This is a genomic window from Roseomonas acroporae (assembly GCF_023223525.1).
Lineage (GTDB): Bacteria > Pseudomonadota > Alphaproteobacteria > Acetobacterales > Acetobacteraceae > Roseomonas_E > Roseomonas_E acroporae.
The window spans coordinates 70,777-94,904 of the sequence record NZ_JALPRX010000073.1; the positions used below are offsets into that span (position 1 = coordinate 70,777).

At 73.2% G+C, this 24,128-nt stretch carries 25 protein-coding genes; 11 read left to right on the top strand and 14 right to left on the bottom strand.

Annotated features, from left to right (window positions below; genetic code table 11):
* Positions 1-105: 105 nt before the first annotated feature.
* Positions 106-1,548: a lactonase family protein gene (locus tag M0638_RS16925; protein WP_248668178.1), complete on the top strand. Its 1,443-nt coding sequence runs from the start codon at positions 106-108 to the stop codon at positions 1,546-1,548.
* A gap of 52 nt (positions 1,549-1,600) precedes the next feature.
* Here M0638_RS16925 and M0638_RS16930 read toward each other — a convergent pair whose 3' ends face one another.
* Positions 1,601-2,518, bottom strand: coding sequence for a LysR family transcriptional regulator (locus tag M0638_RS16930; RefSeq protein WP_248668179.1), 918 nt, complete (start codon positions 2,516-2,518; stop codon positions 1,601-1,603).
* 141 nt (positions 2,519-2,659) lie between these two features.
* Between M0638_RS16930 and M0638_RS16935 the strand changes: the two genes are divergently transcribed.
* From M0638_RS16935 to M0638_RS16955, 5 genes are all read left to right on the top strand, one after another.
* A complete protein-coding gene (locus M0638_RS16935; RefSeq protein ID WP_248668180.1) occupies positions 2,660-3,652 on the top strand; it encodes a Bug family tripartite tricarboxylate transporter substrate binding protein in 993 nt (330 codons plus the stop codon).
* 34 nt (positions 3,653-3,686) lie between these two features.
* Complete coding sequence (locus tag M0638_RS16940) at positions 3,687-4,607, top strand: SMP-30/gluconolactonase/LRE family protein (protein ID WP_248668181.1); 921 nt, start codon at positions 3,687-3,689, stop codon at positions 4,605-4,607.
* Positions 4,607-5,617 (top strand): phosphoglycerate dehydrogenase, encoded by a 1,011-nt coding sequence (locus tag M0638_RS16945; protein WP_248668182.1) that lies wholly within the window; start codon positions 4,607-4,609, stop codon positions 5,615-5,617. The genes M0638_RS16940 and M0638_RS16945 overlap by 1 nt, the downstream gene beginning before the upstream one ends.
* Entirely contained in the window at positions 5,614-6,309 is a 696-nt protein-coding gene (locus tag M0638_RS16950; protein WP_248668183.1) for an RraA family protein, read from the top strand. The genes M0638_RS16945 and M0638_RS16950 overlap by 4 nt, the downstream gene beginning before the upstream one ends.
* 112 nt (positions 6,310-6,421) lie before the next feature.
* Positions 6,422-7,426, top strand: coding sequence for a Bug family tripartite tricarboxylate transporter substrate binding protein (locus M0638_RS16955; RefSeq protein WP_248668184.1), 1,005 nt, complete (start codon positions 6,422-6,424; stop codon positions 7,424-7,426).
* On the opposite strand, the gene M0638_RS16960 is transcribed toward M0638_RS16955, so the two are convergent.
* From M0638_RS16960 to M0638_RS16975, 4 genes are all read right to left on the bottom strand, one after another.
* Positions 7,416-7,742 carry a hypothetical protein gene (locus M0638_RS16960; protein ID WP_248668185.1) on the bottom strand — a complete coding sequence of 109 codons (327 nt, stop codon included), beginning with the start codon at positions 7,740-7,742 and terminating at the stop codon, positions 7,416-7,418. The genes M0638_RS16955 and M0638_RS16960 overlap by 11 nt on opposite strands.
* Positions 7,743-8,022: 280 nt before the next feature.
* Positions 8,023-8,664, bottom strand: a complete 642-nt coding sequence (locus M0638_RS16965) for a DUF4286 family protein (protein ID WP_248668186.1) — start codon at positions 8,662-8,664, stop codon at positions 8,023-8,025.
* A gap of 69 nt (positions 8,665-8,733) precedes the next feature.
* Positions 8,734-9,759: a Bug family tripartite tricarboxylate transporter substrate binding protein gene (locus M0638_RS16970; protein WP_248668187.1), complete on the bottom strand. Its 1,026-nt coding sequence runs from the start codon at positions 9,757-9,759 to the stop codon at positions 8,734-8,736.
* A 53-nt stretch (positions 9,760-9,812) separates the two neighbouring features.
* On the bottom strand, positions 9,813-10,247 hold the full coding sequence (locus M0638_RS16975) for a type II 3-dehydroquinate dehydratase (protein ID WP_248668188.1): 435 nt from the start codon (positions 10,245-10,247) through the stop codon (positions 9,813-9,815).
* A 225-nt stretch (positions 10,248-10,472) separates the two neighbouring features.
* Between M0638_RS16975 and M0638_RS16980 the strand changes: the two genes are divergently transcribed.
* Positions 10,473-11,363 (top strand): GntR family transcriptional regulator, encoded by an 891-nt coding sequence (locus M0638_RS16980; RefSeq protein WP_248668189.1) that lies wholly within the window; start codon positions 10,473-10,475, stop codon positions 11,361-11,363.
* 293 nt (positions 11,364-11,656) lie between these two features.
* Here M0638_RS16980 and M0638_RS16985 read toward each other — a convergent pair whose 3' ends face one another.
* Genes M0638_RS16985 through M0638_RS17010 form a run of 6 tightly spaced genes read right to left on the bottom strand, consistent with a single transcriptional unit; the run spans position 11,657 to position 16,810 of the window.
* Entirely contained in the window at positions 11,657-12,613 is a 957-nt protein-coding gene (locus M0638_RS16985) for a sugar ABC transporter substrate-binding protein (RefSeq protein WP_248668190.1), read from the bottom strand.
* A gap of 21 nt (positions 12,614-12,634) precedes the next feature.
* A complete protein-coding gene (locus M0638_RS16990; RefSeq protein ID WP_248668191.1) occupies positions 12,635-13,555 on the bottom strand; it encodes an ABC transporter permease in 921 nt (306 codons plus the stop codon).
* Positions 13,552-14,511: an ABC transporter permease gene (locus M0638_RS16995; RefSeq protein ID WP_248668192.1), complete on the bottom strand. Its 960-nt coding sequence runs from the start codon at positions 14,509-14,511 to the stop codon at positions 13,552-13,554. Before M0638_RS16995 ends, M0638_RS16990 begins: the two co-directional genes overlap by 4 nt.
* On the bottom strand, positions 14,498-16,009 hold the full coding sequence (locus M0638_RS17000) for a sugar ABC transporter ATP-binding protein (protein ID WP_248668193.1): 1,512 nt from the start codon (positions 16,007-16,009) through the stop codon (positions 14,498-14,500). The genes M0638_RS16995 and M0638_RS17000 overlap by 14 nt, the downstream gene beginning before the upstream one ends.
* Positions 16,006-16,344 carry a DoxX family protein gene (locus M0638_RS17005; RefSeq protein WP_248668194.1) on the bottom strand — a complete coding sequence of 113 codons (339 nt, stop codon included), beginning with the start codon at positions 16,342-16,344 and terminating at the stop codon, positions 16,006-16,008. The genes M0638_RS17000 and M0638_RS17005 overlap by 4 nt, the downstream gene beginning before the upstream one ends.
* A gap of 4 nt (positions 16,345-16,348) precedes the next feature.
* Positions 16,349-16,810, bottom strand: coding sequence for a RidA family protein (locus M0638_RS17010; RefSeq protein WP_248668195.1), 462 nt, complete (start codon positions 16,808-16,810; stop codon positions 16,349-16,351).
* A 61-nt stretch (positions 16,811-16,871) separates the two neighbouring features.
* On the opposite strand from M0638_RS17010, the gene M0638_RS17015 reads away from it, so the two are divergent.
* Entirely contained in the window at positions 16,872-17,399 is a 528-nt protein-coding gene (locus M0638_RS17015; protein ID WP_248668196.1) for a MarR family winged helix-turn-helix transcriptional regulator, read from the top strand.
* Positions 17,400-17,497: 98 nt separating this feature from the next.
* Here the strand turns inward: M0638_RS17015 and M0638_RS17020 are convergent, their stop codons facing one another.
* Positions 17,498-17,815 (bottom strand): amidohydrolase family protein, encoded by a 318-nt coding sequence (locus M0638_RS17020; protein ID WP_282572102.1) that lies wholly within the window; start codon positions 17,813-17,815, stop codon positions 17,498-17,500.
* A 125-nt stretch (positions 17,816-17,940) separates the two neighbouring features.
* Between M0638_RS17020 and M0638_RS17025 the strand changes: the two genes are divergently transcribed.
* Positions 17,941-18,801, top strand: coding sequence for an HAD family hydrolase (locus tag M0638_RS17025; RefSeq protein WP_248668198.1), 861 nt, complete (start codon positions 17,941-17,943; stop codon positions 18,799-18,801).
* 18 nt (positions 18,802-18,819) lie between these two features.
* Positions 18,820-19,113 carry a hypothetical protein gene (locus tag M0638_RS17030; protein WP_248668199.1) on the top strand — a complete coding sequence of 98 codons (294 nt, stop codon included), beginning with the start codon at positions 18,820-18,822 and terminating at the stop codon, positions 19,111-19,113.
* Positions 19,114-19,348: 235 nt separating this feature from the next.
* On the opposite strand, the gene M0638_RS17035 is transcribed toward M0638_RS17030, so the two are convergent.
* Both M0638_RS17035 and M0638_RS17040 read right to left on the bottom strand, forming a co-directional pair.
* Positions 19,349-21,313 (bottom strand): aconitate hydratase, encoded by a 1,965-nt coding sequence (locus M0638_RS17035; protein ID WP_248668200.1) that lies wholly within the window; start codon positions 21,311-21,313, stop codon positions 19,349-19,351.
* A 152-nt stretch (positions 21,314-21,465) separates the two neighbouring features.
* Complete coding sequence (locus tag M0638_RS17040) at positions 21,466-22,827, bottom strand: MFS transporter (protein WP_248668201.1); 1,362 nt, start codon at positions 22,825-22,827, stop codon at positions 21,466-21,468.
* A 251-nt stretch (positions 22,828-23,078) separates the two neighbouring features.
* On the opposite strand from M0638_RS17040, the gene gtdA reads away from it, so the two are divergent.
* Positions 23,079-24,110: a gentisate 1,2-dioxygenase gene (gtdA, locus tag M0638_RS17045; RefSeq protein WP_248668202.1), complete on the top strand. Its 1,032-nt coding sequence runs from the start codon at positions 23,079-23,081 to the stop codon at positions 24,108-24,110.
* The last annotated feature ends 18 nt before the right edge of the window (positions 24,111-24,128 follow it).

Genomic DNA, 24,128 nt, shown 5'->3' on the forward strand with positions numbered 1-24,128 from the left:
GAAAGGGTGGGGGAGAATTAGGCGCTGGTGCCCGGCCCGCCGGCCTTCCAACCTCCGCCCGCGTGCGGGGCCTGCCCGACGGCGCGCGAGGAGGGAACGAACCCGATGCAGACGATCAGACCGGCCATCCATCGTGCCGACACCCCGCCGGCCGCCGACCGCGCGACGGCTGCCGCGCCGGGCGCCCCGCCTGCCGCCCCGCCGGCCGCCCCGCCTTCCGTCCCGCCGCCCCTCGCCTCGCGCCGTGGCCTGCTCGCGGCCGCCTGCCTCCTGCCCCAGCCCCTTCTGTCCCTGCCGGCCCGGGCCGGCGCGCCGGCCTCGCCCGCACCCGCCGCCGGCCCCATGGGGATCGCGGATCGGCGCGACGCGGTCGCGGCACCGGGCAGGGTGACCTTCTACGTCGCGGTCGGGCCGCGCCTGGCCGCCTACGAGCCGGACCCGGCGGCCCTGACGCTGGCGCCGCTGGCGGGGGCGGAAGCCGTGCTGCCCGCCGCCATCCAGTATGTCTGGCCGCACCCCACCCTGCCGCTGCTCTATGTCGCCTACAGCGACCGGGCCGGCGACGCCTTCGGCGAGGTGCACGGCGTGCAGGCGGTGCGGATGGACGCGGCGGGCGCGCCGACCCTGGCCGGGCCGCCGCTGCGGCTCGACAACCGCCCGATCCACCTGACGCTGGACGGCGCCGGGCAGCACCTGTTCGTCGCCTTCAACGCGCCGAGCGAGCTGCGCGTGTTCCGGCTCGGCGAGGACGGCGCCATCGGCGCCCCGGTGGCGCAGCGCGAGACGCCCGATGGCGGCATCTACGCCCATCAGGTCCGCGTCTCGCCCGACGGCCGCACGGTGATCCTGGTCACGCGCGGCAACGACGCGCGGCCGGGCCGGCCGGAGGATCCCGGCGCGCTCAAGGTGTTCGACCTGGAGGCCGGGCAGCTCCGCCTGCGGCGCGCCGTCGCGCCCGGCGGCGGCTACGGCTTCGGGCCCCGCCACCTCGAATTCGGCCCCGGCCAAGCCTTCCTCTACGTCTCGCTGGAGCGCGAGAACCGGCTGGACACCTTCGCGATGGGCGCGGACGGGCCGGCCACCCTGCCGGCCTTCAGCACCGGCACGCTGGGCGGCCCGGCCAGGGCGGGGCTGCGGCAGCTCGCGGGGGCGATCCATCTCTCGCCCCGGGGCGATGTCGTCTACGTGGCGAACCGGGCCGACAGCCGGGAGCGCACCGAGGCCGGCCCGGCCTTCGCCGGCGGCGAGAACACGATGGCGGTGTTCCGCATCGACCCGGCGAGCGGCGAGCCGCGGCTGGTGCAGACGATCGAGACGGAGCGCTTCCACCCGCGTTGCTTCTCCCTGCACCCGGATGGCGGGATGCTGGTCACGGCGGCGATCAAGCCGATGCCGGTGCGCGACGGCGGCCGGATCCGGACCGTGCCGGCGGGCCTGACCGTGTTCGGCGTCGGGCCCGACGGGCTGCTGCGGCGTCACGCCCATCTGGACCTGGCGACGCCCGACGGCGACGTGTTCTGGTGCGGCATGGTGCGCCGCCCGGGCTGAGGCGGCGCCCACTCCGGCGCGCCCCTCCGGCGCCCCTCCGGCGCCGCGCCGCTCAGCCCGGCGCGGCCTCGGCCGCATCCTCCTCCGGCACCGCCGTCTTCAGCAGTCGCAGCAGGTGCTGCGCCGCCGGCGGCAGGTAGCCGTCGCGCCGGTGCACCACGCCGAACTGCCGCAGCATGGTGGTCTCCGCCAGCCGCACCTCGCGCAGGGCCATGCCGGCGCCGCCCGGCCCCAGGTTGCGGCGCGACATGAAGCTCAGCAACTGCGTCGAGGCGATCAGCCGCGGCAGCGCCGAGATCGAGTTGGTGACGATCTGGATGCGCGGCGGCGGCAGCCCCGCGGCGGCGAACACCGCGACGAGCCAGCGATGCGTGTCCACCCGGGGCGAGGCCAGCACCCAGGCATGGCCGGCGAGCCGGGCGAGGCTCGGCGGCTGCGCGAACAGCGGATGGTCCCGGCTGGCGGTGACCACCACCTCGTCGGCGGTCAGCAGGTGCCGGGCGAACTCCGCCTCGTCGTCCGGCACCAGCGGGCCGAGGACGAGGTCGAGCTCGCCGTCGCGCAGCTTCGTGCGCAGGACGTCGTTCATCCCGACGAAGATCTCGAAGGTGATGCCCGGGTGCCGGCCCAGCAATTCGCGGCACACGCCGGGCAGCAGGCATTCGGCGGTGGTCGCCCCGGTGCCGATCCGCAGATGCCCCACCGCGCCCTCGGCGAAGTCGCGCACCTCCCGCCGGTACTCCTCGGCGCTGGCGCCCAGCCGGCGCGCCCGGGCCAGCAGCAGCCCCCCGGCCGGCGTCAGCCGGATGCCGCGCCCCTCGCGCCGGAACAGCGTGGCGCCGAGCGAGGCCTCCAGCCGCCGCAGGCACTTGGTCAGGGCCGGTTGCGACAGGTGCAGCCGCTCCGCCGCGCGGCCGAGATGCTCGAGCTCCGCGATGACCGTGAAGTAGCTGAGATCGCGCAGGTCCATTCATAACCGCAGGGAATGGTTTCCGAACATTTTACCATTGGACGTTGGCCGATCAACGGCCCAGCTTCGTGCCTGCCGGCGGCCCGACGCCGCGGAGCGTGGCACCGCCGGACGCTGGAACGAATGGGAGGGAGTGGAACGATGCGACGACGCGCATTGCTGGGTGCCGCCTCGGCCGGGCTGGCCGCGCTGACCGCGGGGCGCCCCCTGGGACTCCGGGCGCTGGCCCAGGAATCCTGGCCGGACCGCCCGATCCGCCTGATCGTTCCCTATCCCCCGGGCGGCGGCACCGACATGGTCGGGCGCGCCGTGGCGAGCGGCATCACGAAGTCGACCGGCTGGAACATCGTGATCGACAACCGGCCCGGGGCCGGCGGCAATCTCGGCCTCGACGCCCTCGCGAAGTCGGCCGCCGACGGCTACACGATCGCCGTCGGCCAGACCTCGAACCTGGCCATCAACCCCTCCCTCTATCCGCTCATGCCCTACGAGCCGCTGCGGGACCTGACCTTCGTCTCGCTGCTGGCGCGCCAGCCCGTGGTGCTGGTGGTGCGCAGGGATTCGCCGTTCCGCTCGCTCGCCGACGTGCTGGCGGCGGCGAAGGCGAAGCCCGGCGAGCTGACGGCCGGCCATCCCGGCAGCGGCACGGTGGGGCACCTGGTCGGCGAGATGCTGGCGCACCGGACCGGCGTGCAATGGACCGAGGTGCCCTATCGCGGCGCCGCGCAGGTGGCGACCGACCTGCTGGCGGGCCGGGTGGACCTCTACTTCGCCAACCCGCCCTCCGTGCGCGGCTTCCTCGATTCCGGCGACCTGCGCGCGCTCGCCGTCACCTCCGCCGAGCGCATGCCGGTGCTGCCCGCGGTGCCGACCATCGCGGAATCCGGCTTCCCCGGCTTCGAGGCGCTGAACTGGACCGGTCTGGTCGCGCCGGCGCGGCTGCCGGCGCCGATCCTCGACCGGCTCAACGCCGAGGCGCGCAAGGCGCTGCAGCTCGACGAGGTGCGGTCGCAATTCGCGGGCGAGGGCATGACGCCGCTCGGCAGCAGCCCGGAGGAGTTCCGCCGCTACGTGGCCGACGAGATCCCGAAGTGGCGGGAGATCGTCCAGGCCGCGCAGGTCCAGGTGGATTGAGCCGCCCCCTCCCGCATCCGACGGAACCGCACGCATGGATCCCTTCTCGCAACCCGTGACGCTGGAGGCGGGCATCCACGCCCGCATGCCGGCGTCGCTCCGCCGCCCCGTGGTCACGGAATGGTCGCGCGCCAACAAGCGCGGCGCCGCCGTGGACTGCTTCCTGGAAGGCCCCTGCTTCGGCGCCGACGGGGCGCTGCACGTCACCGACATCCCGCATGGCCGCATCTTCCGGCTGGATCCGGACGGGCGCGAATGGCAGCTCCTCGCCGAGTACGACGGCGAGCCGAACGGGCTGGCGCTGAACCGGCGCGACGGGCGCCTCTACATCGCCGACTACAAGCAGGGCATCCTGGCGCTCGATCCGCGCAGCGGCCGCGTCGAGCCCGTGCTGACGCGGCGCAACAGCGAGCGCTTCAAGGGGCCGAACGACCTGGTCTTCGCCCGCAACGGCGACCTGTACTTCACCGACCAGGGCCAGACCGGCCTCAGCGACCCGACCGGGCGCGTCTACCGCCTGACGCCGGAGGGCCGGCTCGACTGCCTGCTCGCCAACGGGCCGAGCCCGAACGGCCTCGCCCTGTCGCCGGAGGAGGACGCGCTCTACGTCGCCATGACGCGCGACAACGCGGTCTGGCGCCTGCCGCTGCAGCCGGACGGCTCGACCTCCAAGGTCGGGCGCTTCTGCTCCTTCCACGGCACCAGCGGGCCGGACGGCATGGCGATGGACCGGGCGGGCAACCTGCTGGTGGCGCATGCCTCGCTCGGCTGCGTCTTCGTGCTGTCGCCGCAGGGCGAGGCGCTGGCGCGCATCCGCTCGCCCGCCGGCCGCACCACCACCAACCTCGCTTTCCATCCCGAGGATGACCGGCTGTTCGTCACGGAATCCGAGACCGGGACGGTGCTCTCGGCGCGCTGGCCGGATGCCGCGAATTCCAGCGGAAAGGACCGATGATGGCGGACAGGACGGCACCGGACGGCGCCGCGGGCCGCACCGTGCTGGTGACGGTGCCGCGCCTGGCCTCGGCCGGACTCGCGCTGCTCCGCGCGGCGGGGTGCGAGGTGGTGTTCACCAGCCGCGAGGGCGGTGTCGCCGAGATGCTGCGGCATCTGCGCGAATTGCCGGTGGCGGCGGTGATCTCGCGCACCCTGCCCTTCCGCGAGGAGGCCTTCGCCGCCTGCCCGACTCTGCGCGTCGTCTCGCGGCACGGCGTCGGCTACGACAGCGTCGACGTCGCGGCGGCGACGCGGCGCGGCATCCCGGTGCTGATCGCCCCCGCCGCCAACGGCCAGTCCGTGGCCGAGCTGGCCGTCGGGCTGATGCTGGCCGCCGCGCGCGGCATCCCGCGCCAGGACGCGGCGATCCGCGCCGGGCAATGGGACCGCGCCGGCAGCGGGTTGCAGCTTTCCGGGCGCACGCTGGGGCTGGTCGGCTTCGGCGGCATCGGCCGCGCCGTGGCGCGGGCGGCGCTCGGCCTCGGCATGACGGTGCTTGCCTTCGATCCGATGGCGCGGCCGGACCCGGCATTGCCGGTCGAGCTGGTGGCGGATCTCGACACGCTGCTGCGGCGCAGCCACGTCGTCTCGCTGCACTGCCCGCTGGACGCGCGGACGCGCGGGCTGATCGGCGCGGCGCAGCTCGCGCTGATGCCGCCCGGCGGGCTGCTGATCAACACGGCGCGCGGCGGGCTGGTGGACGAGGCGGCGCTGCTCGCGGCGCTGGAGAGCGGCCGCCTCGCCGGCGCCGGTCTCGACACCTTCGCCGCCGAGCCGCCCGCCGCCGGGAACGGGCTGCGCGCCCATCCGGCCGTGGTGATGACGCCGCACATGGGCGGCTCCACCGACGCGGCGCTGGACGCGACGGCGAGCGCCGCCGCCCGGCACGCGCTCGCGGTCCTGCGCGGCGAGCCGGTGGACCCGGCGGTCTGCGTCAACCCGATCACCCTGAAGGAATCCGTGGCATGAGCGAGTCGAGCAAGGCGTGGCCCCCGGGCTACAGGGTCAACCCGCGCGCGGAGAGTCTGCCGGCCGGCCTGTTCGAGGCCTTCCGCGGCGTGCCGACGGCGCATGCCGGCGACAGCATGGGCCGCTGCATCGGCGCGGTGGGGCTGCGCGCCTATCACGACGACCTGTCGCTGACGGTGGCGGGCCCGGCGCTGACGGTGCGCGTGCGCCCCGGCGACAACCTGATGATCCACCAGGCGATCGCCATGGCGGCGCCGGGCGACGTGATCCTCGTCGATGGCGGCGGTGATGTCGGCCAGGCGCTGATCGGCGGGCTGATGCGGACCTCGGCGCTGCGGCGCGGCATCGCGGGCTTCGTCATCGACGGCGCGGTGCGCGACATCGCGGAATGGGCCGAGGGCGGCATCGCCTGCTACGCGCGCGGCCACACGCATCGCGGCCCGAGCAAGGACGGGCCGGGCGAGGTGAATGTGCCGATCGCCTGCGCCGGCATGGCGGTCTGCCCGGGCGACCTGGTGCTGGCCGACGCGGACGGCGTGATCGTCATCCCCGCCGCCGAGGCCGAGGCGCTGCTGCCCCGGGCGAAGGCGCATGCCGCGCGGGAGGAGAAGATCCGCGTCGCCAACGCCGCCGGCACCACCGACCAGGAGCGCTTCAACGCGCTGCTGCGCTCGAAGGGCTGCCCGGTCTGATACGAAGGGCGGGGCGGCGCCCCGGAGGGGTCGGCCGGCGCCGCGGCGTGCATGAGGTTGCGCCGGGCCGGATGCCGGGACCGGGACGATGCGAGAGAGGGAACGAACCAGGATGTCGAGGCCCATCCCCTTCGGTGCCGTGCCGGGGACACGGCTCTCGCGGCGCGCCATGCTGGCGGCCGCGCTCTGCGGCGCCGCCGTGGCGCCGGCCCGGGCGCAGCAGGGCTACCCGTCGCGCCCGGTCCGGATCCTCGTGCCCTGGGCGCCGGGGGGCGCGGTGGACACGCTGGCGCGGCTCTTCGCCCGCAGCCTGTCGGAGGAGCTGCGGCAGAGCTTCGTCGTCGAGAACCGCCCCGGCGCGACCGGCACGATCGGCGCCGCCGAGGTGGCGCGGTCGGCGCCGGACGGGCAGACGTTGCTGGCGATCGACAACACCTACCCGACCCTGCCGATCCTGTTCCGCAACCTGCCTTTCGACCACGCGAACGCCTTCGCCCCGATCACCGCCTTCGCCATCTCCCCCGTGCTGATCGCCGTGGGCGCGCACACGCCCTACCGCACGCTCGGCGAACTGATCGCGGCGGCCCGCAAGGACCCGGAGACGATCACCTATGGCTCCGGCGGCGTCGGCAGCGCGCTGCATTTCTCCGTCGAGGCGTTCCAGCAGGCCGCCGGCATCCGCCTCTACCATGTCCCCTACAAGGGCGGTGGCGAGGCGGTGACGGCCGCCATGGCGGGCCAGGTCGATGTCGTCATGCCCTCGCTCGGCTCCGGCCTGGGCGGCATCCGCAGCGGCATGCTGCGGCCGCTGGCGCTGAGCGGCCGGGGGCATCCGGTCTCGGTGCCGGACCTGCCCAGCTTCGACGAGGCCGGCCTGCCCGGCTTCAACGTCATCAACTGGTCCGGCCTCGCCGCGCCGCGCGGCACGCCGGCCCCCATCGTTGGCCGGCTGCGCGAGGCGGTGGTGGCGGCCCTCGCGAAGCCGGACGTGGCGGAGTTCCTGCGGACCCTCGCGGCGGAGCCGGGCGGCATGGCGCCGGCCGAGTTCGCCGGCCTGATGCAGGAGGAGGAGCAGCGCTGGCGCCGCATCGCCGAGCAGGTGGGCATCAGCCCTTGATGGCGGCCATGGCGTGGGGCCGACGACGCCCTTCGCCATGCGGCCGCTGGCCCGTGGGGCGATGCGGAGGCTCGCTGCCGGCTCGCCGGTCCGCATCGATGCCGGGCGGCAGGACTCCCAGGGTGAGGCGATAGCGCAGCCGCCACAGCACCACCAGCGCGATGATGTCGCTCGGGTACTGTGTCCGGTTCAGCAGACCGCCGCTGCGCTCGTTGAACTGCCGCCCGCAGTCGCGGCAGCGGAAACGCCGGTAGCCCTGCGCCGTGCGCTCCCGACCCTCGGTCACCGCCGTCGAGCCGCAGTCCAGGCATTCCATGCCCGAAACCCAGCCCCATTCCGCCGGTCCGAAATCTACCCCTGCCTGCCCCTGGCGGCCAACTCAGGTAGTGGCCGGCGCGAGCCCCGACAGAACCCCGCCGCCTGAGCCGCCACGCCCGGCCTGCGGGGCGATCCGGCGCTGCCGGCGGCGGGCCGCCGCCTCGCGGCCACCGGCCGGGCACGACGACGGCCTGGCGCGGAAAGCGCGCTGACGCCGGGCCGGATTCGGCCCGGGCCCACCCTGCCGCCCGACGGTCGTTCCCGGCCGGCTCCCTCCCCTACCCGGCGGTGCCGGCCCCGCCCCGCAGCGCGAAGGCCGTGGCGTAGGCGGTGGCCTCCGCCGGCTCGCCGCCGAGGTCCCTGACGGCCGCGGCGTGCCGGGCGAGCGCCCGCCGCAGCGCGTCCGCGTCCGTGGCCTCGATCAGCAGCAGGCCGGGGAAGCTGCCGTCGCCACCGCGCAGCGCCTTCTCCCGCGTCGAGACCTCGGTCCTCGCCGCGTCCACCGCGATGAGCCGGGCGGCGCAGATCCGGTCCTCGGCCACGATCGCCTGCAGCGGCCCGGCCTCGCCCGCCGGGGCCCGGTCCAGGCGCAGGGCGAGGAGGCTGCCGCCCTGCCCGGCGCCGGCCTCCGCCACCACCCGGCCGCCGCCGCGCGCGAAGTTGCGCAGGATCGGCATGACGCGCGACGACCACGGCGTCGGCGCGTTCAGCCGGGCCAGGTAGTCCGCCCCGGCCAGCACCGAGGGATCCGCCAGCTCGTAGAGAATGAGATAGCGGCACGTCCCGGGCAGCTCCGCCCGCAGGACGCGGGCGGCCTCGAAGCCCGGCACGCCGACGCGCTCGGCGGCGTGTTCCCGGGTCAGCCAGTGCAGGTAGTCCGTCTCCTGCTCCGGGCCGACATCGCTCCAGATCGCGAGCATCCCCCGTGCCGTTCCCCGTGCCGTTCCCCCGGGCATCCCCTCGAACCTCCCGCCGGACATGGCCGCCTCCTATTCCATCCTGATCCCGCGCTTGCGGATCAGCGCGCCCCAGCGCCGCCCCTCCTCCGCCTGGTAGGCGGGAAAGGCCTCCGGCGTGCCGGCGTAGATGTCGATGGAGGCGGCGTCGAGCTTGGCCTTCACCTCCGGCATCGCCAGGATCCGGCGCGTCGCGTCCGACAGCGTCGCGATGATCGCGGGCGGGGTGCCGGCGGGCGCGAAGAAGCCGAAATCGTTGGTGGCGCGGTACCCTTCCAGCCCGCACTCCGCCAGGGTCGGCACCTCCGGCGCCTGGGGGCTGCGCTGCGCGCTCGTCACCGCCAGGGCGCGCAGGTCGCCCGACTTCATGTAGGGGATGGCCGTCACCGTATCGACGAAGGCCATGCTCGTCTCCTTCGCGAGCAGCGCCTGCACCTGCAGCCCGCCGGAGCGGTAGGCGACGTGCAGCATCTCCGTCCCGGACATGTCGAGCATCATCTCGGGCGCGAGCTGGCTGATCGTCCCGGCCCCCGCCGAACCGTAGGTCAGCTTGCCCGGCTGGGCCTTCGCCGCCGCGATCAGGTCCGCATAGGTGCGGATGTCGCTGGTGGCGTGGACGCAGACGAACATCGCGTTGCCCGCCAGGAGGCTGATCGGCGCGAAGCCCCGGTCGCTGTCGTAGGGCAGCCGCTCGAACAGGAAGGGCGCGAGGGCGAAGGTGCCGGTGGGCGAGACGCCGAGGGTGTAGCCGTCGGGCCGCGCGCGGGCGACGGCGCCGTGGCCCACCGTGCCGCTGCCGCCGGCGCGGTTGTCCACCACGAAGTTGCCATGCAGCACGGTGGACAGGTGCTGGGCCAGCAGCCGCGCGACGAAATCGGTCGATCCGCCCGGGGCGAAGGGCACGATGATCGTGACCGGCCGGCTCGGATAGCCCTGCGCCGCGTTCTGCCCCTCGGCACGGGCGCCGCCGCTCCCGGCGGCCGGCAGCGCCGCGAGGCCGCCCAGCCCGGACAGCACCGCGCGCCGGCGCCACAGGGCCGTCCCTGCTTCTTCCCGCATCGTCATTCCTCCTTACCGCGTCTTCTTCTTCGCCCGCACGGCCCGTGGACCGCTCAGCCCAGCATCTCCCGCAGCGAGCGGATCGCCGTGGCATAGCCGCGAGCTCCCAGCCCCGCGATGACGGCGGTGGCCACGCCCGAGACGAGGGAGCGGTGATAGATCGGCTCGCGCCGGTGGATGTTGGTGATGTGCAGCTCGATGATCGGGCGATCGAACATCTTCAGCGCGTCCAGCACGGGGATCGAAGTGAAGGTCAGCCCAGCCGGGTTGATGACGATGCCGGCGGCCTCGCCATCCGTCGCCTCGTGGATCCAGTCCACGAGCTGCCCCTCCCAGTTCGTCTGCCGGAAGACGACGGGCATGTCCCCGGCGGCCTCGCGGCACATCGCCTCGACCTCGGCGAGCGTCGTGGCACCGTAGATCTCCGGCTCCCGCCTGCCGAGGCGGTTCAGGTTCGGCCCGTTCAGGACGTGGATCGACCTGCTCATGCCGGCCGACCGGCATCCCGGCGACCTGGCGCCCCCATCGTCCATCGATCCATCGACGCCGTGCCTCCGCTTGGGCACCCGCCCGGGTGCCGTCGGGAGACAGGTTATGATCGTTCGAAACGGCAATCAACAGACGATATGCATAACATCATACGAAATCCGGAGAAGGAATGGGGCTGGGCTTTCGCCGAGGATCGGGGCAACCTCGCGGCAGGGAGAGCCCGCTTGCGATCAGACCTGCCATCAGACCCGGCCGAGGAGACGATCGGCGAGGCGGCCTATCGCCGGATCCGCGCCGACATCGTCTTCGGCCGCCTCCTCCCCGGCCAGAAGCTCGGCCTCGACCGGATGCGGGAGACCTACGGCGCGAGCGTCAGCACGCTGCGCGAATTGCTGAGCCGCCTGGCGTCGGAGGGGCTGATCATCGCGGAGGGGCAGCGCGGCTTCGAGGTGGCGCCCGTCTCGGCCGAGGATTTCCGCGAGGTCACCGAGCTGCGCCTGCTCCTCGAGAGCCACGCCATGGCGGCCTCCTTCGCCGCGGGCGGGCTGGACTGGGAGGGCGAGGTCGTCGCCGCGCACCACAAGCTTGCCGCCCTGGAGCAGAGGCTGCTCGCCGGGCAGCCGGCCGAGGTCGAGACCTGGAAGCGGTACGACTGGGAGTTCCACCGCGCGCTGATCGCCGCCTGCGGCTCGCGGCTGCTGCTCCAGTCCCATGCCGCGATGTACGACCGCTACCTGCGCTACCAGATGGTCGCCGTGGTGTTTCGGGGGGAGGCCGCCGCGTCGGAGCACCGGCGACTGCTGGACAGCGCCCTCGCCCGCGACAGCGCCGCGGGGCGGGCCATCCTGGCCGAGCACCTGGATGCCTGCGTGCGGCATGTCCTGGAGCAGAACGCCCTGGCGCCGTTCGACCCCGGGTCGCGGAACGACGCGTCCGGCCGGTCCGCCCGCGGGGCCGGGCGGTCCGCCCGCGGCGACGGCGAGGCGGGCGGCCACGCCGCCGAGCCACGCGCCGCGCCCCCCGTCCGTGGCTTCCCGGTCGTCCCTCGGCCGGCGAGGAGCCTGGCCGCGCCTGTCCCGGACGACCATCCCAGGCGCCGCCGGCGGGAGGGCTGACGGACCCTCCCCGCAGCGGTCCCGCCAGACGCCGCGACAGGAGGTGCGACGACGCTGCAGCCGCTCCAGCCTTCTGACTTGGCGCGGTTTCCGAGCCGCCGAGCGCCTACGCTCGGCGTGAAACGCTCCAGAGCCGATCCAGCCTGACTGTATCAGGCCGGAACGGCTCTAGCCTTTTGATTTTTCGCATTTTCCGAGCCGCTGAGCGAGGACGCTCAGCTTGAAAATGCTCTAGCCTTTGATCCGGCGCATTTTCCGAGCCGCTGAGCGAGGACGCTCAGCTTGAAAATGCTCTAAGTCGCCGGTATCGGCGGCGGACACCGGCGCTGCGCGAACGGCACCAGCCATTCCGCCATGTTGGCACGGGTGATGATCGCGCCGGGGAGCAGCACCTCGCGCGGGACGTTCTCGCCCCGCAGGTGCCGGATGGCGAGGTTCGCGGCGACGCAGCCGATCCTGAAGCCGTTGAACTCCGCGATGGCGAGGATGCGCCCGTCGCGCACCGCCTCCACGGCCTCCGGCACGCCGTTGATGGAGACCACGGGAACGTTCGCCCGGCCCGCGGCGGCCAGCGCCTCCACGGCGCCCAGCGCCATGGCGTCGGCCGCCGCGATCACGCCGTCGATCCGCGGGTAGCGCTGCATGATGTTCTCCATCGCCTGCAGGGCCGGCAGGCGCTGGAAGTTCGCCGGCTGGCTGGCCAGGATGCGGATGCCCGGCCGCTCCCGCGCGGCCGCCTCGAAGCCGCGGCGGCGGTCGTCGCCGGTGGTGGAGCCGCGCACCCCCTCCAGGATCACCACCCCGCCCCGCCCGCCCAGATGGTCGAACAGGTGCAGCGCGATGGCCTTCCCCAGCGCGAAGTCGTCCTGCCCGACATAGGAGACGAAGGGCGCGTCGCCGGCGCGGTCGTTGTAGTTGACCACCGGCACGCCCGACGCGATCAGGCGCTGCACGCCGGGAAGCTGGGCCCGCGCGTCCACCGCCATGAAGAGCGCGGCGGCGGGATGGGCCGCGACGACGTCCTCGAGCTGGCTCGTCGCCTCGGCGATGTTGTTGGGCCGCGTGGGCACGTAGTGGCGCACGGTCGCCCCGAGGGCGGCCGCGGCCTGGTCCACGCCGATCCGCAGCCCCTCGAAGTGGGGATCGACCTGGTTCTTGGAGAAGGCGGCGATCGTCTCGTCCGCCGCGCGGGCGGTGGGCGGGGCGGCCAGCATCGTGGCCAGGACGAGGGCGGCGGTCACGCGTCGCATCCGGTACTCCCCTTTTCGGCTTCACGCGCCACGCCGGGCCAGGAGCGCGTCGGCGCCCAGGGCGGCGAGGATGATCGTCCCGGTGACGAAGGGGTGCCACGCGGCCCCCACGTCCAGCAGGTTGAGGCCGTTGGTCACGGTGGTGAGGATCAGCGCGCCCACCAGCGTGCCGGCCAGCCCGCCGGCGCCGCCGAAGAGGGAGGTGCCGCCGATGAGCACGGCCGCGACGGCCGGCAGCAGGAGCGGGTCGCCCAGCCCGGCCTCGGCGGCATTCACCCGGCCGAGGTAGACCAGCGCCGCCACCCCGCACATCAGGCCGCTGAGGCCGTAGACGAGGATGCGCCGCCGGCGGACCGGGATGCCCGACAGCCGCGCGGCCTCCTCGTTCGCGCCGGTGAAGAACACCTCGCGTCCGGCCGCGGAGAGGAACAGGAAGGCGCCGCCCGCGACGGCGACCGCCAGCATGATCCAGACCGGCGTCGGGACGCCCAGGACGAAGCCCGTGCCCAGGCCGCGCAGCGCCGGCGGGAAGCCGTAGACCACCCGCCCCGCCATGAGCCAGTAGGCGGCGCCGGAGGCGATCCAGAGCGTGCCGTAGGTGGCGAGGAAGGCCGGCACCCGCACCACCGCGACCAGCAGGCCGTTCAGCAGCCCGACCGCGAGGCCGCATCCCAGCGCCGTCGCCACCGCCGCCGCGACCGAGCCGGTGGCCTTGAAGGCCAGGGCGGCGGTGCAGGCCGAGAGGGTGAGGTTGGCCGCGACCGAGAGGTCGAGCCCGCCGCCGATGATGACGAGGGTGAGGCCCGAGGCCACCAGGAAGAGCAGGCTCGCCTGGCGCAGGACGTTGAGCAGGTTCGTGGCCGTCGCGAAGCCCTCCGTCGCCAGCGAGAGGGCGAGGGCGAGAAGGAGGAGGGCGCCGATGCGGGCCGGCAGGGCGTTCACGTGCGCGCCCTCCCGCCCCGCCGGTTGCCGGCCACCAGCGCGAGGATGGCGAGCAGGCCGACCGCGACCACCTGCAGCGAGGGATCCACCGCCAGCACGTTCAGCCCGTTCCGCAGCACGCCGATCGCCGCCGCGCCGAGCACCGTGCCGAACAGCCAGCCCTGCCCGCGCTCGAAGGAGGTGCCGCCGAGGACGACGGCCACGATGGCGTCGAACTCGACGCCGAGCGCCACCGTGGGGTGGGCGGCGTTGGTCCGCCCGACCAGCAGGAACGCCGCCAGGGCGGCGCAGCTCGCCGAAAGGACGTAGACGGCCGCGTGCACCGCCCGGCCGCGGATGCCCGCCAGCCGCAGCGCCTCCCGGTTGCCGCCGACGGCGACGACATGCGCGCCGAAGGGCGTGCGGTAGAGCAGCAGGTGCAGCAGGGCATAGAGCGCCGCCGCCACCGCCACCGGCAGCGGGACCGGCCCGATCATGGCCTGCCAGGCGAGGCGGGGCGCGTCGCCGAAGCCGGAGACGGGCTCGCCATCCGTGACGGCGAGCGCCAGCCCTTCCGCCAGGCCCATGGTGCCCAGCGTCACCACGAAGGCGGGCATGCCGCCCCAGGCGATCAGCGCGCCGTTCACCGCCCCGAGGACGAGCCCCGTGCCGAGCGCCGCCAGCAGCGCCCCGGGCACGCCCCAGCCGCCCAGCATGGCCGTCGCGGCGACCACGCCGGCCAGGCCCATCAGCGCGCCCACCGACAGGTCCAGCCCTTCCGTCAGCACGACGAAGGTCATCGGCAGCGCGACCAGCAGGAGCAGTGCGACCTGGCTGGACAGGGAGACGAGATTGCCCACGGACAGGAAGCGGCCGCCCGAGCTCGCGGCGAAGATCGCCACCAGGACGACCAGCGCCACCGCCGCGCCGGGCGCGCGACGGAACGGGGCGGGCAAGGCCCGTTCAGCCATGGGCATGGGCCTGCGCCTCCTGCGCGACGGCGAGGCGCAGCACCGCCGCCTCGGTGAGCGCCGCACCCGCCAGCTCGCCGACGATCCGGCCGTCGCGCAGCACGTAGGCCCGGTCGCAGAGATGGATCAGCTCGGGCAGCTCCGAGGAGACCAGCAGCACGGCGCAGCCGGATCCCGCCCGGGCGCGGATGGTGGCGTGGATCTCGGCCTTGGCGGCGACATCGACGCCGCGCGTCGGCTCGTCGAGCAGCAGGATGCGCGCCTCGGCGGAGAGCCAGCGCCCGAAGACGCATTTCTGCTGGTTGCCGCCGGAGAGCGTGCCGACGCGGACCCCCGTTCCGGCCGTCCGGATCGAGAGCCGCGACACCAGGGACCGCGCCTCCCGCTCCAGCCGCGCGGGCCAGGCCACGCCCCGCCGCGCCAGACGGCGGAAGGAGGCGGAGAGCAGGTTGTCGCGCACGGGCCGGCCGAGCGCGAGGCCCTGGCGCTTGCGGTCCTCCGGGACCAGGCCCAGACCCGCCGCGGCCGCGCGGACCGGGTCGGCCGGCAGGGGCCGGCCGCCGAGGCGGACGGCGCCCGCGCCCCGCTCCGCCCCGAACAGCGCGCGCAGCAGCTCCGTGCGCCCGGAACCGACGAGACCCGCGAGGCCGACCACCTCCCCCGCCCGCAGCCGGATCGACGCGTCCGCGATGCCGGGGGCGGACAGGCCCTCGGCCTCCAGCAGCACCGCGCCGGGCGTCTGGGCCGGCGGGCGGGACAACGCCACGGCGCGCCCGACCATCATCGCCACCAGGGCGTCCGCGCCCGCCTCGCCGCGCCGGAGCAGGGCCACGCGGCGGCCGTCGCGCATGACGGTGATGCGGTCCCCCAGCGCCTTCACCTCCGGCATGCGGTGCGAGATGTAGACGATGCCGTGCCCTTCGCCGCGCAGGCGGCGGATGATGGCGAAGAGGCGCTCCGCCTCCGGCACGGAGAGCGACGCGGTCGGCTCGTCCATGACGAGCACGCGCGAATCCTGCGACAGGGCCTTGGCGATCTCCAGCAGCTGCTGCCCCGCCACGTCCAGGGCGGCGGCCTCCGTCCGGACGTCGGCCCGCAGGCCCACCGCGTCCAGCGCGCGCCGGGCCGCCGCGCGCATCGCGCCGAGGTCGAGCAGCCCGAGGCGGTTGCGGAAGGCCGCCTCCCGCCCCAGGAAGATGTTGCGCGCCAGATCGAGATGCGGAACGGCGGTCAGCTCCTGGTGGATGACCGCGACGCCCATCCGGGCGGCCATGGCGGGGCTCGCGAAGGCCACGCGGCGCCCGTCGGCCTCCACATGGCCCTCGTCGGGCCGGCAGGCGCCGCCGAGGATCCGGATGAGGGTCGATTTCCCCGCCCCGTTCTGGCCGAGGATCACGTGCACCTCGCCGGCGAAGACCTCCAGATCCACCCCGTCCAGGGCCCGCACGCCGGGGAAGCTCTTGCCGACCCCGCGCAACGCCATGAGCGGGGCCGGGCCGTTCATGGCGCGGGCCAGGGAGTGGCCCAGCCGACCAGGGCCGCGAGGACCAGCAGCACGACGGGGTATTCGAGCCGCATCCACGCCGCGTCGCGCGCCAGCGACGCGACGACGCCGAGCAGCACGAGGGCGGCGAGCACGGCGCCCGCACCGCGCCAGGACGGCAGCAGCAGCAGGATCGCGGCCAGCCATTCCAGGCCGCCGACGGCGTGGCGCGCCCAGGCCGGGAAGCCGAGGCGCGCGAATTCCTCGCGCACGAAGGCCGGGCCGCGCAGGTTCAGGGCGCCGGCCAGGAGCAGGACCGCCGCGAGCAGCCAGGCCAGGGGCGTGACCGGGACCAAGGCCTCAGCCTTTCGGGTAGACGGCGATGAGGTCGACCTCCACCCGCGCGCCGGGGGTGGAAAGCGCGTTCACGCAGATGGTCGTGCTGGTGGGCTTCCAGTCGCCCATGTAGCGGCCCATCACGGCGTTCAGGCCGTCCTGGTCCCGCATGTCCGTCAGGTACTTGGTGACCCGCACCACGTCGGTCCAGGCGAGCCCCTGGTGCCGGAGGATGCCGGTCAGCGTGTCGAAGACGCGCGTCGCCTGCGCCTCGATCGAGTTCGGATGGTCGTGCTCGTGCAGCTCGTGCGGGTGCCGGTGATACAGCGGCGAGGGCGTGGCGCCGGACACGAAGAGCAGGTCGCCCGGACTTTCCACGCGGATCGCCGGCGCGTAGGGCATGTCCCCCTGGCGCGCCGGCTCGGTCTGGATCTCGCCGATGGCCGGGTTCGTCGGGGAGGTGCGGAAGGCGGGCTGGCGGGTCATACCGGAATCCTGCGCTTTCCGATATGGTCATCCGGAAAATATCTTTCCGTCAAGAAGTTTCGTGGCGAGGCAAAGTGTGCGGGATCAGGACATACTCGACGAGCTCATCCGCTCCTGGGGGCTGGCACGGCCGGACCTGGATGCGGGGCACCTCGCCACGATCGGCCGCATCTCGCGGATCGACGAATTGCTGAAGCAAAGGGTGGACCACTGGCTGGCGCCGTTCGGGCTGAGCTGGGACATGTTCGACGTGGTCGCGACGCTGCGCCGGCAGCCCCCGCCGCACGAGATGCGCGCGGGCGCGCTGGCGGGCTGGTGCCTGCTCTCGACCGGCGCCATGACGAAGCGCATCGACCGGGTCGAGAAGGCGGGGCTGGCGTCGCGCCATGCCGATCCGTCGGACCGGCGCGCCCAGATCGTCCGCCTGACGGAGCGGGGCATCGCCGTCGCGGATCAGGCGATCACGGCGCATTTCGCGAATGCGCGCGGGCTGACGGGATCGCTGACCGGGCGCGAGCTCCACACCCTTGCCGGGCTGTTGCGGAAGCTGCTGCTCGGCATGGAGGCGGATGCCTCGCCGCGCGGCTGATGCGCAACGGATGGCGCCAGAGGGCCGGCCGGGGGGGGCGGGGCCGAGGCCCGATCCCGTCCCGGAAGCCATCCGTGGCGCAGGCCGCGTAGGCCTGCTCAGTCGAGCGCCCCGAAGACCAGCCGGCCCCCGACGAGGGTCGCGACCGGCCGGATCAGGAAGATCTCCCCGGCGGGCACCGTGAGGTAGTCCCGGTCCAGCACCACCAGGTCGGCGAGCATGCCGGGCTGGATGGCGCCGAGCGCGTTCTCCCGGAAGAGCATGAAGGCGTTCCCGCGCGTATGGGCGATGAGGGCCTGCTCGCGCGTGACCGGCGCGTCGTTCGTCGGCTGGCCGCCGGGCATCCGCCCCGTCACCGCCCAGCCGAGCGTGATGAACGGGTTGGTCTGCCTCACGACCGTCGCGTCCGTCCCCAGGCCCCAGTCCGGCCGGCCCGGCGGCCCTGGCCCAGGTCACCCGGGTCCAGGCTACGCGGGCCCAGGGCGCCGATCCGCTGCCTTCCTGGCGGGGCGGGCCGTCGAAGGCCGCGATCCTCGACTTCGTGCGCGCCGTCGCCACGGAGGGCTCGCCCGACTTCGTGCCCGTGCCGGAGCGCGTCGCCGTCTTCGACAATGACGGCACGCTGTGGTGCGAGATCCCCACGGTGCAGCTGGTCTTCGCGCTGGACCGCGTGAAGGCGCTGGCGCCGCAGCACCCAGACTGGCGGACGCGCCAGCCCTTCAAGGCGGCGCTGGACGGCGACATGGCGGGCATCGGCGCGGCTGGCCAGCGCGGCCTCGTCGAGCTGGTGATGGCGACCCATGCCGGGATGAGCACGGAGGCCTTCGCGCGCCTCGTCGCCGACTGGATCGGCACCGCCCGCCATCCGAAGTTCCAGCGGCCCTACACGCGCACGGTCTACCAGCCGATGCTGGAGGTACTGGCCCTGCTGCGTGGCCACGGCTTCCGGTCCTTCATCGTCTCGGGCGGCGGCGTCGAGTTCATGCGGGTCTTCGCCGAGCCGGTCTACGGCGTCCCGCCCGAGCAGGTGATCGGTTCCACCATCCGCACCGAGTTCCATATCCCGCAGGGTAGCCGGCCCGAGCTGCTCCGGCTGCCCGAGATGGACTTCGTCGACGACGGGCCGGGCAAGCCGGTCGCCATCAACAGGTTCATCGGGCGCCGGCCCATTGCGGCCTTCGGCAACTCCGACGGGGACATGCAGATGCTGCAATACGTCACCGGCGCTGGCGGCAGGCGCCTCGGGCTGCTCGTGCACCACGACGACGCGGCGCGCGAGGTCGCCTACGATCGGCAGAGCCCCTTCGGTCGGCTGGACAGGGCGCTCGACGCCGCGCCGGCCGCGGGCTGGTCCGTCGTCTCTATCCAGCGGGAATGGCAGCGGGTGTTTCCCGACGACTGATCCGGAATTCCGTGCCGGTTGCTGATCTTCCGGGTGGCGTCCCGCCGGCGAACCTTCCCCGGCTTCGAGGCCTTCGGACGCCCACTTCGCTGGGTGATCGACGGCTCCGCCTCCACCTATCTCGGCGACCAACGCGTCGCGCTGGGCTTCAACTGGTCGGCGAAGATCGGCGGCGGCATCGAGTTCGATGTCGGCCGGTACGAGATCGGCGCCATGGGCCTCAACCTCAGCCGAGTCCGCGTGCTGGGCAGGTACTTCTTCGCCGACCGGAACGTGACCGGATTTTCGCTCGGGATCGGGATGAGCTTTTAGACGAGGCTCTTTTCGGCATCCAGGGTGAAGCGATAGCCAGGGCAGGTCGCGGGGTCGCACGTCATCCGGCGAGCCTCGCCCAGCCAAATCATTTCGGAATAGGATCTTCAACGGACAATGCCTGCGCTCGGCATCCTGCAATTCGCATAGATCAACTACGCTCCCCCAATGCCCCATATCCCCTTTGGCGCGAGTGCTGAACAGCCACCCCCACACTCGCTTCCCGCCTGGCCCGTCACGCCACGCCGCGGGATCGCCGCTCCAGGCGGTTCCGCAGCCAGTTGATGGCGCCACCCGAGAGCAGCAGCTCGATCTGGCGGGAGGAGAGATCGTGGAGCAGGGGCACGCCGGAGCCGTCGCCCAGCCGCGCCGGCACGTCCCGGCCCGCACGCAGCCAGCCCCGCAGGCCGGTGATCCGCAGGGTCTGCCCCTGGCCGATCCGGTCATAGTCGGCCGCATTGGCGAAGGTCAGCGGCAGAACTCCGAAATTCACGAGGTTCTGCCAATGGATGCGCGCGAACCCACGGGCGACGACACACCGGAGACCGAGGTAGCGTGGCGCCAGCGCCGCATTCTCCCGGCTCGATCCCTGGCCGTAATTGCTGCCCGCCAGTATGGCATGCCCCGTTCCCTCGCGCGTCGCGATGGCCCGGTGGACGTACGCGTCGTCGAGCGGCTCGAAGGTGAATTCGCTGGTGCGGGGGATGTGGCTCCACCACGGCATCACCCGGGCGCCGGCCGGCATGATGTCATCGGTGGTGACGTCGTCGCCCAGCTTCAGCAACACATGCACCTCGAATTCGTCCGGCAGGGGCGACAGATCGGGCAGCGCGTCGATGCCCGCCGGCTTCTCCAGCCGCAGTCCCCGTGCCGCCTCTGCCGCGAGCGGCGGCACGAACACAGCCGTGTTGATCGCGCTCCGCCGCGGCGGCTGCACCCGCGGGAACGGGATGCCGATGTCGCGCGGATCCGTGATGGTGCCCGTCAGCGCCGAGGCGATGGCGGTCTCCGGGCTGCACAGGAACACGCTGTCCTCCCGCGTGCCGGATCGTCCGGGGAAGTTGCGCGGCACGGTACGCAGGCTGTTGCGGCCGGCAGCCGGCGCCTGGCCCATGCCGATGCAGCCGTTGCAGCCGGCCTGATGCAGCCGGGCACCGGCATGGATCAGGTCGCCCAGCAACCCCTCACGCATCAGCGCCTCCAGCACCTGCCGCGAGGCGGGGTTGATGTCGAGGGATACCCGGTCGTGCACCTGGCGGCCGCGCATGACATGCGCGGCGATGGCGTAGTCCCGGTATCCCGGGTTGGCCGAGGAACCGATATAGGCCTGGACGATCTCCGCGCCGGCCACCTCCCGTACCGGCACGACGTTGCCGGGGCTGGAGGGCTTCGCGATCAGCGGTACCAGGGCAGAGAGATCCAGCTCCTCCTCGATGTCGTAGGTGGCGCCGGGGTCGGCGAGAAGCTCGATCCAATCCTCCTCCCGTCCCTCGTCGCGCAGGAAGCGGCGCGTGGCGGCGTCCGAGGGAAAGACAGAGGTGGTGGCGCCCATCTCGGCACCCATGTTGGCGATGACGAGCCGGTCCATCACGCCCAGGCAGTCCAGGCCCGGGCCGTGATACTCGATCGCCCGGCCCTGGCCGCCCTCGACGCCATGGCGGCGCAGCATCTCCAGGATCACGTCCTTCGCGCTCACCCAGTCGGGCAGGCGGCCGGTCAGGCGCACGCCCCAGACCCGCGGCATGCGCAGGTGCAGCGGCTCACCGGCCATGGCCAGAGCCACGTCCACGCCGCCGGCGCCGCAGGCCAGCATCCCCAGCGCCCCCGCCGACGGGGTGTGGCTGTCGGATCCCACCAGGCTTTCTCCCGGCCTGCCGAAGCGCGCCAGGTGAACCGGATGGCTGATGCCGTTGCCGGGGCGGCTGTACCACACCCCGAAGCGTCTGCAGGCGTCGCGCAGGAAGAGGTGCTCGTCCTGGTTCATGTTGTCGTTCTGGACCAGGTTGTGGTCCACGTACTGCACGGCGAGCGGGATCCTGATTTGATCGATGCCCATCGCCTCCAGTTCCAGCATCACCAGCGTGCCGAGCACGTCCTGCAGCAGCGCCTGGTCCATCCGGAGGGCGATCTCGCCGCCGGGCACCATCTCCCCTTCGAGCAGGTGCGACCGGACGAGCTTCTGCGTGACGTTCAGCGCCATGGGGCGGATCTCCTGTGCACGACGGCAATCTTCCTGATCCAGCGGAAAGGGGGCGGGGGGCGAAGGCGGGTGCCCAGGTCCGGCCGCGCCTGCACCGCCTGCCCCAAAGGCTCCTGGCCCGGCGGGCGCTGTGGCCATCCGCCCCGCGCCGTTCAGACCGTCCGTTGCAGTGCCGGGGCGGCCGCGGCGGCGGCGTCCTGCCGGCGGGCGGAGCCGGCCAGGACCGCGACGGCCGCGCACATGGCGGGCACGGTGCCCGCCAGGAAGATGCCCTGCAGCGACCAGTTCAGTGACAGCATCAGCCCGCCGAGCAGCGGCGCGACGATCGAGCCGATGCGGCCGATGCCGAGTGCCCAGCCGATCCCGGTCGAGCGGATCGGCGTCGGGTAGTATGCGGCGACCAGCGCGTTCAGCCCGGACTGCGCGCCCTGCACGACGAAACCGAGCAGCGTCGCGATGGCGAGGATGAGCCACAGGAGCGGCGGCATGAAGGCCAGGGTGCCGATCAGCACCGTCGCCGCGCAGAACTCGGCCAGGACGACGGGGCGCACCCTGGCCGTCTTGAGCAGATGCCCGGTGGCCAGGCAGCCGAGCGCCCCGCCGATGCTGAACAGCGTTATGGCCGTGACGCCCGCCGAGAGCGGGAAGTGCGCCTGCCGCAGCACCGCCGGCAGCCAGCTCACGACGAAGTAGATCATCAGCAGGTTCATGAAGTACGGCACCCACAGAAGGATGGTCCCCAGGGCCCGGCCCTCGGTGAAGAGGTGCCGCACCGGCATCCCGCGCTTGGCCTCCACCCTGGAGACGAAGCGGTCCGAGGCGCCGATCCGCAGGCCCGGCGCCACCCGGCGCATGAGGGTCGCGATGCGCTCCGGCGCCGCCCCGCGCACGATCAGGAAGCGCGCAGATTCGGGCAGCCTGGCGATCAGCAGGACGGCGGTGACCAGCGGCAGGATGCCCCCGACGTGGAAGACCGCCTGCCATCCCAGGGTCGGCAGCAGGGCGGCGCTGACCAGTCCGCCGCAGACGGCGCCGATCGGAATGCCGGCGAACATCCAGGCGACGATCATGGCCTGCAACCGCTTCGGCGTGTACTCCGTCGCGAGGGCCACGAGATTCGGCATCGCGCCGCCGAGGCCGAGACCGGTCAGGAAGCGGAACAGCGCCAGCTCGTCCAGGGACGAGGCGCTCGGTGTCAGGACCGTGAACAGGCCGAACACCAGCGTCGCCACGATGACCGTCCACCGCCGTCCGACCCTGTCGGCGATCGGGCCGAGCGTCAGCGCGCCCAGCATCAGTCCGAACAGGCCGGCGGAGAAGACCATTCCGAACGAGGACAGGGGTGCGCCGAACGTCTCGGCGATCGCCGGGGCCACGAGGCCGATGGCCTGCGTGTCGAAGCCGTCGAGGACGACGACGAAGCCGCACAGCGCGACCGTCATCATCTGGAAGCGGCTCATGGGCTCCCCGTCGATCACCTCGCCGACGTCCAGGCTGCGGGTTTCTGCACTCATGAACGATTTCCCTTCCCCATGCTTGGCGGTGCGCCATCGGGCCGCCCGCTTCTGGCCGCGGCACGTCGGCACCGATTGGGCGATACCAGCAGCGCGAGGCCGATGGAAACTTTTTTCTCGACTATAGAGAAAATTTTCCATATCAACCGGGCCATCGAACGTCGCCGCATGCCGTGGCCGCTCCAGCCTCCCGCAGTGGAGGCCCGCAGGAGCGGCCAGTGGTGAAGGCCTTGGAGGAGGGAGGAGTCGACATGCCTGACGGCACCACGGGTGATCTGCCCCGGTTCCACCAGCAGCTCGCGAAGGAGAATCTCGCGCCGCTCTGGGAGGTGATGCGTGACCTGGTTCCGCCCGAGCCGCGCCCGGTCGCCCTGCCGGCGATCTGGAAGGCCGACCGCCTGCGCGAGCACGCGCTGACGGCCGGCCGGCTGATCACCGCCGAGAAGGCAGAGCGCCGCGTCGTCGTGCTGGAGAACCCCGGCCTCAGGGGCCAGTCGCAGATCACGACGTCGCTCTATGCCGGCGTGCAACTCATCCTCCCCGGGGAGGTCGCGCCCACCCACCGGCACACGGCATCGGCGCTGCGGCTGATCATGGAGGGCGCAGGGGCCTACACGATCGTCGATGGCGAGCGGGTGGAGATGCACGCCGGCGACTTCATCATCACGCCGACCTGGAGCCTGCACGACCACGGCAGCGACGGCAGCGCGCCGGTGATCTGGCTCGATGGCCTCGACGTTCCCATCGTCAAGCTGCTGAACGCGGGCTTCTCGGAGCACGTGGGCAACGGCAAGCAGGCCGTCACGAAGGCGGAAGGCGATTCACTGGCACGCTACGGCAGTGGCCTGGTGCCGGTGAACCACGTCTCCAGGAACGCCGTGAGCCCGGTCTTCTGGTATCCCTACAGCCGGACCCGCCAGGCGCTGGAGCAGATGCGCCGCGCCGGTGAATGGGACGCCGCGGAGGGACTGCGCCTCGCCTACACCGACCCGACCACCGGCAGGTCGCCGATCCGGACCATGGGCGCGTTCATGCAGCTGCTGCCGCAGGGCTTCGAAGGCACGGAGATCCGCTCGACCGACGGCGCGGTCTACAGCGTCGTCGAGGGGCGCGGCACCGTGCAGGTCGGGGACGAGCGCTGGGAGGTGGGCCCCCGCGACGTGTTCGTCGTGCCGGGTTGGGCCTGGCACGCCTTCTCCGCGAGCGAGGACCTGACCCTGTTCAGCTTCTCCGACCGTCCGCTCCAGGAAGCGCTCGGCTTCTGGCGCGAGCAGCGCCGGTAGGCCGCACGCCCGCCCACG